6 protein-coding genes and 1 pseudogene are annotated in these 14,429 nt (G+C 43.5%); 4 read left to right on the forward strand and 3 right to left on the reverse strand.

What is annotated here, in order from left to right; translation table 11 throughout:
• The first annotated feature begins 4 nt into the window (after positions 1-4).
• The gene (locus tag PR809_RS19235; RefSeq protein WP_241098721.1) at positions 5-11,638 is read left to right on the forward strand and encodes a two-partner secretion domain-containing protein; all 11,634 of its coding nucleotides are present in this window, start codon (positions 5-7) and stop codon (positions 11,636-11,638) included.
• A gap of 9 nt (positions 11,639-11,647) precedes the next feature.
• On the forward strand, positions 11,648-11,992 hold the full coding sequence (locus tag PR809_RS19240; protein ID WP_206276569.1) for a DUF6572 domain-containing protein: 345 nt from the start codon (positions 11,648-11,650) through the stop codon (positions 11,990-11,992).
• A gap of 63 nt (positions 11,993-12,055) precedes the next feature.
• On the opposite strand, the pseudogene PR809_RS19245 reads toward PR809_RS19240, so the two are convergent.
• Positions 12,056-12,214 (reverse strand): annotated as a pseudogene (locus PR809_RS19245) (SymE family type I addiction module toxin); the annotation flags it as partial.
• A 226-nt stretch (positions 12,215-12,440) separates the two neighbouring features.
• Between PR809_RS19245 and PR809_RS19250 the strand changes: the two are divergent.
• Both PR809_RS19250 and PR809_RS19255 read left to right on the forward strand, forming a co-directional pair.
• A complete protein-coding gene (locus PR809_RS19250; RefSeq protein WP_206276571.1) occupies positions 12,441-13,478 on the forward strand; it encodes a hypothetical protein in 1,038 nt (345 codons plus the stop codon).
• Between the two features lie 7 nt (positions 13,479-13,485).
• Positions 13,486-13,791, forward strand: coding sequence for a hypothetical protein (locus PR809_RS19255; protein WP_166268390.1), 306 nt, complete (start codon positions 13,486-13,488; stop codon positions 13,789-13,791).
• A 40-nt stretch (positions 13,792-13,831) separates the two neighbouring features.
• On the opposite strand, the gene PR809_RS19260 is transcribed toward PR809_RS19255, so the two are convergent.
• Entirely contained in the window at positions 13,832-14,059 is a 228-nt protein-coding gene (locus PR809_RS19260) for a SymE family type I addiction module toxin (protein WP_206276572.1), read from the reverse strand.
• Positions 14,060-14,135: 76 nt separating this feature from the next.
• On the reverse strand, positions 14,136-14,420 hold the full coding sequence (locus PR809_RS19265; protein ID WP_272524653.1) for a hypothetical protein: 285 nt from the start codon (positions 14,418-14,420) through the stop codon (positions 14,136-14,138).
• Positions 14,421-14,429 lie beyond the last annotated feature (9 nt).

Below are 14,429 nucleotides of genomic sequence, written 5' to 3' on the forward strand. Positions count from 1 at the left end.
CAGGATGAACAAGTTATTTTACCGCCTAATTTTTAATGCTGCTCGCCAAATGGTGATGGTGGTTTCAGATATTACGCGCAGCCATCGTGCGGGTCCTGCGGGTTCGAGTGAAAATCACGTAGAGAAAGCAACAAGTGGACGAGTGCGCTGGTCAATTAAACCGATAGTCACTTCTTTGTGGTTTACATTAGGAATGGTGAGCTTTAGCGTTTCGTCATCGACCATCGTTGCAGATGGTAAGGCTCCGGGTAACCAACAACCGACCATTGTTAATACGCAAAATGGTTTACCGCAAGTTAATATTCAAGCGCCTAACCGTGATGGCGTCTCTCGTAACCAATACAGCCAGTTCGATGTTGATCATAAAGGGGCGATCCTCAATAACAGCAGCACCAACACGAACACACAACTTGGTGGGATGATCCAAGGTAATGATTGGCTCGCTAAAGGGGAAGCCAAAATTATCCTCAATGAGGTAAATAGCCGTGACCCGAGTCAACTTAATGGTTTTATTGAAGTGGCAGGGAAAAAAGCGGATGTGATCATCGCCAACCCTGCGGGGATCACCTGTAACGGTTGCGGGTTTATCAATGCCGATAAAGCTTTGCTATCGGCGGGAAAAACTTTAATTGAAAACGGTAAAATCAAAGGATTTGAGGTCGATAAAGGCAGCATCAATATTCTTGGGAAAGGCTATAATGGCAATGGTACCAACTACACCGCGTTGATTGCCCGCTCAGTGAATATCAATGCGAAATTGCATGCCAAAGATTTAGCGATCACGACAGGGAAAAATACCGTGGCAGCGGATGGAACAACCATTCTTAAAACGGATAATTCCTCTGCCGATGATAAGCCTGAATTTGCTTTAGATGTTGCCGCATTAGGGGGGATGTACGCCAATACTATTAAAATGCGTGGGACAGAGCACGGTGTAGGCGTGCGTAATGCGGGGCATATTGGGGCACAAGCCGGGGATATTACCCTGTCAGCGGATGGGAAAGTAGGTAACTCTGGCGTGATCACCGCTAGCCAAAATATTGCTCTGACTAGCCAAGATGCTATCAATAATACCGGTACTATACTGGCGCAAAACGATATCCAGCTCAAAGCGAAACAGGCAATAACTAACACCGATAAAGGCCAAATCGTTGCAGGGCGTGATGCAGCAGTTCATGCAGAGCAAATTAACAGTGATCGTAGTGCTTTATTGGCGGCAGGGGTCGATAGCAAAGGTAAGCTGACTTCCGCGGGGTCGTTAACAGTTAAAGGGGATAAATCACTTGCATTACAAGGGGATATTGTCGCCAAAGACACCTTAACCGCGACAGGTAGTTCACTTGATTTGTCTGATTCTAATACCCAAGCCAACAATATTGTGTTGACCTCAACGACAACCGATATTCGAACGAAAAATGCGCACCTAAAAGCCACGAATAAAGCCACATTGACGGCTAAAACGGGCATTGATAATCAGCGCGGCGAGATTGTTGCCAATGAGCTCACGTTAATTGCACCTGAGTTAATTGATAATCAGCAAGGCAAATTGGTTCAAACGGGTAACTCAAAAAATACCTTAAATACCAAGCTATTAAACAATCAGCAAGGGGAAATTAACCTTGCAGGTGATACTTCAATCACGACGCAGCAGTTAAATAACCAGTCTGGGCAGTTACTCAGCCGTGATGGCAAGGTTGATATTCAAAGCAAAAACCTGAGCAACCAACAAGGCACGCTACTCGCATCCGGTAAACAAGGCCTGATCATCAAGACAGATACGCTTGATGGGCAGAAAGGGGAAATTCTGACCAGTGGTGCACTGGGGTTAACCGCAAAATCGGCCAATCTTGACCAAAGTACAACACAAGCAGAGCACATCACTTTACAAGCAAATACGTTATCTCATCGTCAAGGAAATATGCTGCAGACGGGTGATAAAACGCTGAAACTCAATATAGCTAATCGATTAGATAACAACCAAGGGAATATTGCATCCAAAGGTGATCTGAATTTACAAGCAGGGGCCGTTGACAACACGGACGGTAAAATCCTCACTAGCTCGAACCATCGTTTAGACCTAACATCTGCTGGTGAATTGAATAATACTCGTGGGGTTATTCAAACCGATAAGTACCTGATGATCAAAGCCGATAAGCTGATCAACCAGCAAGGTAAAATGAGCAGTTTATCCGGTGCTGCTTTATTAACGGCAAATCGTTTAGCAGGTGAAAAAGGGACTATTTATACGCAAAATGCATTGCGCATAGAAAGTGCCGATATCAATTTAAACCAAGGCTTCACGCAAGCAGGCCAAGTTTCTATTTTAGCCAACAACTTTACCCATCAGGGTGCCACCTTGTTGCAAACTGGGGAAGGTAAAACTGAGCTACATATTCAAAACCAATTTGATAACCAGAAAGGTGAAATTTCCAGTAATGGCCAAATTGATATTGTGGCAAACGGGCTAAACAACCAAGACGGCAAAATTATTGCGGCAAAATTAGGCCATTTGACGTTGGCTATTCAACAGGCGCTGAATAATACACAAGGGACATTATTAGGCAATCAAGGTATTCAGCTAGCAGCGGAACGCTTAATTAACCAATCCGGTAAAATTATTGCCAGCTTTGGTGATAACCAATTGACACTTAAACAGTTGGATGGTGAAAAAGGGGAAATTCTCTCGAAAGGCAAACTGGCTTTAACGGGGGATGAGCTTAATCTCAATGACGCGCTGACGCAGGCCGATAACATCCAAATTGAAGGACAAAACCTGTCTCATCAGCGTGGGAAAATGCTGCAAACGGGCAGTGAAAAAGGGCAAATCAAGCTTGCTCAAACCCTTGATAACCAGTCAGGGAATATTAGCAGCCAAGGCACACTAAGTCTTGATGTCAATACGCTTGCTAACCAGCAAGGTGTTGTGGTCGCGGCAAAAGTCGGGTCACTAATCCTAAATGCGAAGCAGAGCGTAGATAACACCCAAGGCACCTTATTTGCAGAACAAGACTTTACCCTTAACACACAGTCGTTCACCAATATTGACGGTAAAGCAATTAGTAAACAAGGGAATATGCTGCTGACCACTGAAGACTTGCAAGGTCAGCGTGGGGAAATCATTGCTCAAGGCGATTTATCACTAAGTGGTAAAGGGATTGACCTGACAGCCGCAAATACGCAAGCGCAGCATATCCAATTGCGAGCGAATAATTTAACCCATCAGCAAGGAACAATGACCCAACTGGGTGAACGTGAAGGTACTATTGAGGTATCCCAACAGATTAACAATAGCGCAGGGGATATCAGTGGTAACGGCTCTTGGCTAATCAAAGCAAATACCCTTGATAATCAACAAGGTAAAATATTCAGCGCAAGAATGGGTAAGCTTGATTTACAAATTCAACAAGTGCTGGATAACACAGGTGGAGCATTGACCGGCCGGCAGGGTGTATTTGTGGAAACCCAATCATTGATTAACCGCACAGGTAAAGTGATTGCGAGCATGGGGAATGTCACCTTAAATAGTCAATCACTAGACGGTGATGAAGGTGAAATACTGGCATCGAACACCTTGAATATTGAAGGTGGAATGCTTTCGCTAAATCAGGCTGTCACCCAAGCAGATCATATCTTAATAACGGCAAATACCCTTGATCACCAAGGCGGGAAATTATTACAAACTGGCGATAAAGCCGGGAAAATCAATTTACAAGGGAAGCTGAATAACCAAGCGGGTGAAATAGGCAGTAATGGCGACTTTTCATTAACCGCCAATAGTCTTGATAATCGTGATGGACAAGTCATCACTGCAAAAAATGGTCAGCTAGGCATTGATTTAACCCGTGAATTATTAAACCAAAGCGGGGCACTCATTGGTGAGAATGGGCTGAATATAACGGCAAGTGATATCGAAAACCAGCAAGGAAAATTGGTTGCTCGCCATGGTGATGCAAAACTGGATGTGGCTAATGGTATCAATAACCAAGCAGGGTTAATTGCCGCAGGGCAACTGTTGCAGATGAGCAACCAAGCACTACAAAACCAGTTGGGTTATTTACAAGCAAATACCATTGATATTAATACCCATAACCAGCGGTTTGATAATACACAAGGTTCGTTATTAGCTCAGCAAACATTAGTATTAAATAGTGGCCAAATTGACAACCAACAAGGGTCAATTCAATCAGGTAATGACATGCTGATTGATACTCACGGTGAGCAGCTCAATAACACCCAAAGCGGTGACAATAAAGGCATTTATGCGCAAGGTGGGTTAACCCTAACAACGGGGGAACTCAATAATGAGCAAGGCCGTATTGTGGCGAAAAACACGCTTAATCTGAACAGCCAAGGTGTTAACAACCAGCAAGGCTTGGTGGGCAGCCAGTCTGAACTCTCAATGACAACGCAACTATTGGATAACCGTGAAGGCGTGATTAAAGGCCGCTCTGTGAGTATTGACACACAGGGGCAGAAACTGACGAATCTTGCTAAAAAAGCCGATCAAGGCATTTTTGCTAGCCAAAATCTGGCGATGGCAATTGGTGAGTTAATCAATCGCCAAGGGCAAATACAAGCGAACCAAATCTCCCTCGATAGTCAGAAAAAACGTGTTGATAATACGGAAGGGGAAATTCTTGCCGTCAATAATTTAACGGCAAACACGGGGGCACTGGATAACCAACAAGGTCGACTTCAAGCAGGAAAGCAGCTCACACTCAACACCCATGGTGAGCAGATAAACAATAGCTTTACGCAAAAAAATGGTGGTTTATTAAGTGGGGGCGGTTTATCGATTGACAGTGGCAGACTGCTTAACCAGCAAGGGCAAATTCAAAGCTCAGGGGCGGCATCACTCACCACGACAGGTATTGAGAACCAGAACGGGCAAATTTTCGCTGGGCAGTCGATGGATATCAATACCCAGCAGCAGGCATTGCTAAATCAGCAAGGGACATTAGCGAGTAATGACAAGCTTGAATTGAATACTGGGGATTTAAATAATACCCAAGGTGTGGCTCAAGGAAAACTTGGACTCACAGTGAATGCTGAGCAAATTGATAACCAAAAAGGGTTATTACTGAGCCAATCGGCGTTAAAAGTGACAGGAAAAAACCTCGATAATACTGAAGGGGTTGTTCAATCTCAGGGGAGTACAACGCTGGATATTCATCAACGGATTGATAACCAGCAAGGGCAGGTTTTGTCCGGTCAAAACCTGAACGTAAATACCCAACAACTCAATAATATGAGTGGTGTTATTCAAGGTCTCAATAATGTTGAACTGGTAGTCAAACAGCAAATTGAAAACCAACAAGGCTGGATCAAAGCCAATGAAAACCTTGATATTTCTGCGGAGTCTATTGATAACAAAAATACAGCTCAAGCAGGTAAAGGCCTTGAAGGGGCAAATGTTAACCTCAGAACCACACATTTAGATAACCAAAGCGGGGCGGTTCGTGCAGGGCAAGCGATTGAAGCGAATATCGCACAAAGCCTGAATAACATACAAGGGATGCTATCTGCGGGAACGGATTTGAATGTAACCGATAAAGCGCAAGGTAAAGTCTTAGCGGTATTAAATCAGCAAGGGGTGATAGTCAGTAATGGCTCTGCCACGATCACGGCGAACCAGTTAACAGGTGAAGGTAAACTTATCGCGCAAAAAGCGTTATCGCTCACCTTCAATCAACTATTTGAAAATACGGGACGCATTCAGGCAGGTGAAAACCTAACGGCTAATTTTGCTCAAGGTTTTACCAATAAAGGGTTAATTTCTAGTCTTGGCGAGCTGGTTTTAAACACAACGACCGTTATTAACCAACTTTCAGGTGAGATCAGTGGGCAAAGTACCCGTATAAAAGCCAGTGGTCAGGTACATAACACTGGGCTCATTGATGGCGTATTAACCCATATTGTTGCTAATTCCTTAAGTAACTTAGGAACAGGCCGCATTTATGGTGATTTCCTTGCCATCGCAGTAAATAGCTTAGTCAATGATAAACAAGGAGATAAAGCAGCAGTTATTGCTGGGCGTAAAGAGGCCAACCTTGCAGTTGGTGAACTGTTGAACCGTGATCACGCTTTAATTTACAGTGATGGTGATTTAACTATCGGTAGCCAATTAAACGACCAGCTAAAAGCCACCGGTCATGCTAAAAGCGTGAAAAACCACAGTGCTAACATTGAAGCGGCAGGTAACCTCACACTAAAAACGGATTTACTTGAAAATAAAGATATCCATTTACAACTGACTGATGAAGCCGTGGAAGTGAGCCGTGAACATTTTGATTGGTACGATTTTGGTAATGGGCGGCGTTATAAAATTCAGCCGCGTAATGGCAACCAAACGCGTTACGCTATTAATGAAGATGGTACGCTGAACAAGGAAGTGGGTATTCATTATGAAAAATCTAATCGCTGGCGGATGTTTGAGTATGGTAACTGGACTAAGAATTTTTATGAATACGATTACGACCGTATCATTTATGAAACCCAAGTTATCAAACGCGATGCCGCATTGATTACGAGTGGAAAGCACTTGACGATTGATGGTCAGCAGCTGAACAATGAAAATTCACGCGTTGTTGCGGGGCAAAACCTGATCTTAACAGGCTATGATCTCAACAACGAAGAAGCACAAGGTGTTCGCCGTATCTTTGAAGATGGAAATACGATTTATCGCTATAAAGGCGGTGGTAAATGGAAAACGCGTACTAGCACGTCAAAATACCAAGGGGTTAATAGCGAAGAAGATTTAGCCTTACATCTATTAGAGGTTGCCGAGAACGCGGGGGGGATCAATAAAACTCAGCTCGATTCAGTGAAAGTGAACCAACTGGATGGGCAAGCTGAACGTGTTTCTGACGCTAATCAACAAGAAAACCAAGGTGCAGCTGTTACTGAGCAGGCGTTAAAAGATAGCAAAAACACGCCATTAGACCTGAAGCCAGGCCAACAAATGGAAGTGGCGCAGTTACCTTCAATTTCAGACAAAGTGGATGTTAAAGACGACAAATCGGTTGACTCATCATTACACGCTGATGATGCCAACATCGGTAACGGGGCTGACATTCAAGGGCAAACTGATGTAGGCAAAGGGGAAAATATCACTGCGGAGACTGGGCCTCAGGGGAAAGACAACCTCGATACCGTGATAAGAACCGTTGGGCCAAACACTCAATTACCCGACAATAGTCTGTTTAACTTAACACCGGGTAGTGATAGCCAATTTTTGATTGAAACCGACCCGCGTTTCACTAACTACAAGAAATGGTTGTCGAGTATTGATATTGTCACCAATGAGCAGCTCCATAAGCGTTTGGGGGATGGTTACTATGAGCAACGTTTAGTTCGTGATCAACTGATTGAAACCACAGGACAGCGCTTATTAGGCAACTACAATAGTGATGAAGAGCAATATCGCGCGCTGCTAACTAACGGTGTTGCGTTTGGTAAGCAATTTAACCTGACTCCGGGCATTGCATTATCACCAGAGCAAATGGCGAACTTAACCACAGACATCGTGTGGATGGTGAATAAAGAAGTCACACTGCCGGATGGCCGCGTTGAAATGGTTAGTGTTCCGCAAGTGTATGTCCGAGCCCGTCAAGGGGACTTAAACGGTAATGGTGCATTGTTAGCGGGGCGTAATGTTTCCGCCAACATGACCGGTAATATCCTTAATAGCGGTGAAATCAGTAGCCGTGAACTGACCGATTTACGTGCTGAAAATATCGAAAATAGTGGGCGCATTCAAGGTAAAGATGTACAACTTGATACCCTAAAAGATATTAAGAATATCGGTGGGGAAATTCGTGGATTAGACAGCGTTTCGCTTTCAGCTGGCCGCGATATTCTCAGTGAAACTGCGCAGCGTGGAGATGGCCAATCACAATGGCTCGACCGACCAGCCAGTATTTATGTCACAGGTGATAATGGCCAGCTTATCTTAAAAGCGGTACAAGATATCAACTTGATCGCCACAGATGTCGGAAATTTAGGCGTTGATGGCAAAACTTCCATTATTGCGGGACGCGATATTAGTTTAGAAACTCGTGATGTCAGCTCGGCATTTGATTACACGCATAATTCAAGCAATTACTATCGTGGGGCTAATAGCACTGAAGTCGGCACGCAAATCCAAACTAAAGGGGATTTAACCTTATCGGCTGGGCAAGATCTTTCCGCTCGTGCAACGACTGTGACCAGCGGTGGAGAGCTGGCGATCAATGTTGGACGTGACATCAATATTACCTCTGGTATTGAAACCAGTGACTATGCGAAACATACAAAAAGCACGGATAAAGGCTTTTTATCAAGCACGACAAAAGAAACTCATGATGAGGTGAACGAACGTACCGCTATCAGTAGTACGTTTAGCGGCGATAGTGTGAAAGTGACCGCAGGGAACAACGTCAATATCGAAGGGAGTAATTTACTTGGAACCAACGATGTCAATGTTACCGCTGGAAATCAGTTAAATGTGACCACTTCTGATGAAGCGTCCCATGAAACACATATGTCGAAAACAACCAAGTCAGGCCTGATGAGCACCGGCGGCATTGGTTTCACGGTTGGTTCAAATTCACAAAAAGTGACCACCGATACGGATAGTAACCAGAAAAAAGGCAGTGTGATTGGGAGTACGGCAGGCGATGTGACATTGACCGCAGGTGGTACAGCAAGCATTCATGGCAGTGATGTGATTGCGGCGAAAGATATCAATGTGACCGGTAGTGATGTGAATATTACGGCGGCTGAAAATAGCCGTACCGATATCACCACAGTGGAAACCAAATCCAGTGGGTTGACGGTTTCCCTCGGCGGTGCAGCGGGCAGCATGTTAGATGGAATGGCGCAGACCGCGAAATCGGCAAAACAAGAAGATGACGGACAATTAGCGGCCCTTAAAGGGATGAAGGCAGGTCTACAAGGCGTTCAGGCTCAACAAGCGGGTGAGCTAGCAGGTTTGAAAGAAGGCGGCAGTGTGGCAGATGCCTTTGGCGTTAATGTGTCATATGGCAGCAGTTCGTCTAAATCGACCACCAAAACCGAGCAGCATACGGCGTCAGGTAGTAGTTTAAGTGCGGGGGATAACATCACCCTTACTGCGACGGGTAAAAAAGAGGGTAGCCAAGGGGATCTGACAGTACAAGGTAGCCAACTGGATGCGGATAAAAACGTCACGTTAACCGCCAAAAATGATATCAACCTGACCAGTGCCACCAACACGCAAAAAGTGGATGGGAAAAACGAAAGCAAAGGCAGCTCAATCGGTGCGGGTATCAGTACGGGCGGTTGGAATGTCAATGCGAGTGTGAATAAAGGCAGCGGCTTTGAAAAAGGTGACAGCCAGTTCTACACCGATACGGAAGTGAACGCAGGCAAACAACTGACCCTCAACAGCGGCAAAGATACCACGCTGACAGGCGCACACGCGAGTGGGGAAACTGTTAAAGCCAATGTGGGCGGGGATTTAACTTTATCGAGCCAACAAGTTACTGATAAGTATGACTCAAAGCAACAGGGCGGCAGTTTAAGCGGCAGTATTGGAACAGGCTTAAATACCACCGCTTCGGTGAATGTTAATAAAACCGAGATGCACAGCGATTATCAATCGGTAGATAAACAAACGGGTATTAATGTAGGCAAAGGCGGTTTTGATATCACCGTCGGGAATCATACGCAACTCGATGGGGCGGTGATTAGCAGCACTGCGGACGCTGAAAAGAACAAGTTAGATACGGGCACGCTGGGCTTTGGGGATATCAAAAATAAAGCTGAATACAAGGTGGATAGCCAAAGTGGCGGCTTTAGCACAGGGGGCTCTCCATTTGCAGACCAGCTTGCGGGTAATGCCGCAGGCTCCTTGCTGACCAATGTGAATAACAAAGGGAAAGACAGCAATACGACACACTCAGCGGTGTCAGAAGGCGAGATTACAATTCGAGATAAGGGTAATCAGAAACAAGATATCAACGAGTTAAGCCGTGATACAGATAATGCCCATGAGAAGCTGAACACCATTTTTGACAAAGAAAAAGAGCAAAAACGGATTGAGAAAACGCAGTTAGTGGGCGAATTAGGTAAGCAGATTACTGATATTGCGGTGACGAATGAGACGATTAAAGCTACGAAGGATATAGATAGAGAGCACCCTGAGTTGAGTGGCAAGGAAAGAGAAGATGCTATTCAAGCTCAAGTTAACAAATCTGAATGGGGTGTCGGAGGGGATAATCGCCGTATAGTCGAGTCAGGCACCGCTTTGATTCAAGGGCTTATCAGTGGAGATGTGAATAAAGCGGTAGCGAATGCGAGTGCGCCGTATATTGCGAACTACATCGGTCAACATATCGAAGATGATAAAGGGAAAATAGCCGCCCACGGTATTGCGAATGTTGCATTAGCGCTGGCAAAAGGTGAAAATGCAGGGGCACAATCGCTCGGAGCAATGACAGCGGAAGCGGTTGGAATGCTGTCAAAAGAACTGTATAAGAAAGATGCGAGCCAACTGACGGAAGATGAAAAAGCGACAGTCAGTGCATTTGCGAGTCTGGCAGCGGGTATTGCAGGCGGTTTAGTGGGTGGAGATACCTCGAGTGCAGGGAATGCAGCCCAAGCAGGGAAGACGACGGTTGAGAATAACTCTTTATCAAACAAAGATGTCTTTGATTTAAGAAAAGAGCTAATTAAAGCGACAGAAACTGGCGCAGATAAAGAGTTAATATTTGACCAGTTCCGCGAGCTTAGTAAAAAGAAACGAGAGCAGGCTGTTGTTGATGCGAAAGAAGGCAAAATTACAGCCAGTATCACGTCATGGTCTGATGTACTTACTGGGGTAGACCAAGCGGACTCGTTAAAATGGATTGCATGGATAGACTCTTTAAGTGCTGATGATAGAAAAGCGCTAGTTAACTTAGTTAAGAATGAGAATGAGATAACCGCAGCAGCAATTTTTAACTCAGCGACACCAGAAGTTAAACTGGCTTTAGGTGGTAAAGAAGGCCTTGATAAAATCGGAATGGCAGGGGTAGGTAATAGCACAGGCGTTACCGTTATATCAACAGCCATTAAAGGGAATAAGGGTAATGAGCAAGGAAAAAGCCCTAACTTACCGACAGGTTATAATACTAAAGACAGTTCAATCATAGGCCCTAAAGGAAGCACATACAGTAACACAGGCAAGACCGATGCTTCAGGAAACACGGTTTATAGTAATAATGGCGGTTATTATACATTTGAGAATGGTGTTAAAACGAAAGTACCATCACCAAATCCGCCAACAAATGTTCAGCTAAACAGTGAAAAAGGTAAGGAGTTTGAAAGCTCTATTTTTGATGAGATAAAATCAAATCCTAGTTTAAAGACGCCTTCAAGAGAAATTACCATAGAAACAAATAAGGGAACTAAAGTTAGAATTGATATAATGGCTAAAGATGAAAATGGAAATATTAAATGTATAGAATGTAAAAGCTCTCAAACAGCCCCATTCACTAAAAACCAAGAAAAAGGCTTTCCTGAACTCAAAGCTGAAGGTGGAACCGTTGTTGGAAAAGGGAAGCCTGGATTTGAAGGTGGAACTAAGATACCACCGACAGAGGTTGAAGTTGTTAGACCAAAGGTAACTGATAATTAAGGGTATTATATGTCTATAGAAGATTTAAATAAAATTGATTTAATTACAGTTACTTGTGAAGACATAGTACCTCAGCAAGTGATATTAGTTATTACAGATCATTTACAGTGGTCAGAATATACCAATGACCATTTATATAAATTACAAGAAAAAATTAATAAATATATAGAATTTGTTGAAAGTGGTGAAATATTAGAAAAATATCCAGATGCCTTTGGAAAAGAAATTATGTTTAAAATTTACTTTAAGTATGAGATTCCTCATGAGTGCATCGAATTTATAAATCGAGTTAGTGAAATTTTGTTGTCTATTAAAATTAAACTGACATATGAAGAAAAAAATATTACGGATTAAATATTTGCTACTGTCTTAGAAACTATAGATCCCAGCCCTACACTGGGATCTTCGTTAAAAGCCTCACTCCCCCTCAGCCAGCCGGATAATTAACTGTCCGGCTTGGAGAGTGAAGGTGTAGTGACTGCCTACCTCAAACCCCAACTCATTCAACCACTTACCGCTCAAGGTGAGTTGCGGGCTGGGGTTGGGTTTACCTCGGTTGGGGGCGTAACCCACTGTATATTGTCTGGTTTTGAGTACTTCTTCTTTAGCCGTCGGTGTTTTACTTTACAACAAAGTTCTGTGAAAACATGCTCTACAAAAACCAAAACGCACGTCGGGGCAAGCAACTCCAAACGTGAAAATGCACTTGGGACATTAACTCATAACTCACTGAGTGTACTAGGAAAAAATGGTTTTATCCGGCTAAGTTGCAATGGAATGAGTTGTTGTTGAGAATAACCTTTTGAGTCCAGATGATAACGATAAAAGAGATAAAGCACTCGAAGATCAAAAGGCTGGAAAAAACCTTAAAGAAGCTTCTCAAAATATTATCTATTTAACAGATAAAGATAATTATACCGACAAATTACTCTATCAGTATGGTCAAGGTACGCTAGATAAAGCAGGCGAAGCCGCATTAACTGAATACCTTAATGCGTATGCTACACAGTTGCAATTGAGGGGAATGAGTGAAGCGGATGCACTCAAGGCTGTAGAACAGATACTGAGGTATCCAAGTAGTGCAACACCTGATTTGTCTGCTGAATACAATAAAGCGTTAGGACAACTCAGCACTGAAGAAAGACATGCATGGCAAGCGATGATTGGTACTGATGCGTTATTAGCTGGGCCGGGACGAGCCAGCCAATTAATGCGGTTAGCGTTGATTTCAGGCGGTTCTTATCAGACTGGAACTGGTCTTGCTCAAATTGCAGATGGTAAAATCGCTGACGGTCTAATCAATGTTGGTCTTGGTGGGCTGGCTGTATCAGGCGGCTACTTAGGAAATAAAGTTACTACAGGTAAGCCGAGTGGTGGGATTGTCTCTCCTGAAAGTAATGTATGGCAAACAGGGACAATCGGCAATGTAATAACTAAATCTGATGGTTTATTGACAGGGCACGTTACAAAAGTCACTCCTCAAATGACAAAAGAAAATATTCGTTCACTTAATCGTGAAAATGAGAGTGCTCAAATATTATCTAAATCAGGTTTTCATGTAGAACAAAACCCGGCCGTTTTAGGAAATAAAGACCCTGATTATCGTATTAATGGTGAAATTTTTGATAACTATGCACCTAAGTCAAGTAGTGTGCGAAATATATGGTCTGAGGTAAAAGGAAAAATAGACAAAGGACAAACTAACAATGTAGTTATTAATATGTCCGATACTAAAGTTTCTGTTCCTGAGTTACAACAGCAGCTTACTAAATGGCCAATTATGGGGTTGGATAAAGTGATTATTATTGATAAATCTGGGAATGCTGTTAGAGTGAAATGAGGGAGATATGTCTATAGATTTAAGATGTTACACGACTTTATCGGTCGATGAGTTACAAAAAAAACTGGATGTATTTTTGACTAAATACCCAGAAATTTTCCCAAAGCACTATATTTTATATAGAGCAAGAGAATTAGGACCATTTGACAAAGAAATTTCAAATGAATACGGTTTAGATCCTGAGTCTTATTTCTATATTAGTGTATCGAATAAATTACTTGAAATATGTACAAATGAAATTGCTCACCTAGTTAAAGAAGAGTTAGGGAAAGATAGGGTTATAGTCCTTCATAATGGTGAAGATCTAATATGAGATATGATCCCAGTTCAATACTGGGATCTCTTTAGCGGCTTTACTTCCCCTCAGCCAACTGGATAATCAGCTGTCCGGCTTGGCGAGAGAGGGTATAGTGACTGCCCACCGTAAACCCCAACTCATTCAGCCACTTACCGCTTAAGGTGAGTTGCGGGCTGGGGTTGGGTTTACCTCGGTTGGGGGCGTAACCCACTGTATATTGTCTGGTTTTGCCCACTTCTTCTTTAGCCGTCGGTGTTTTTACTTTACACTCGTCTCTAGCCATCGTGACTACTCCTAATAGTTGCTGTGGTTAGCGGTTAATGCAGGCTGCAACCTGTATTAGCCGCGCTAAAATCTAGTTAATTACTTTTTGTTGTCCAACGCTTCGCATCATGCATATGTAAGATGCTGTTGATCACGGTCTCAATCGCCTCTCTCTCTTTCTCATCGAGTTGTGAAATCGCTTCAAACTGTCGCTTATTAATGCAGGCAAAGGCGGTTTTGATATCACCGTCGGTAATCATACGCAACTCGATGGGGCGGTGATTAGCAGCACTGCGGACGCTGAAAAGAACAAGTTGGATACGGGCACGCTGGGCTTTGGGGATATCAAAAATAAAGCTGAGTACAAGGTGGATAGCCAAAGTGGCGGT

The sequence above is a fragment of the Providencia sp. PROV201 genome, from assembly GCF_028479545.1.
In the GTDB taxonomy this organism is placed as follows: Bacteria; Pseudomonadota; Gammaproteobacteria; order Enterobacterales; family Enterobacteriaceae; genus Providencia; species Providencia huaxiensis.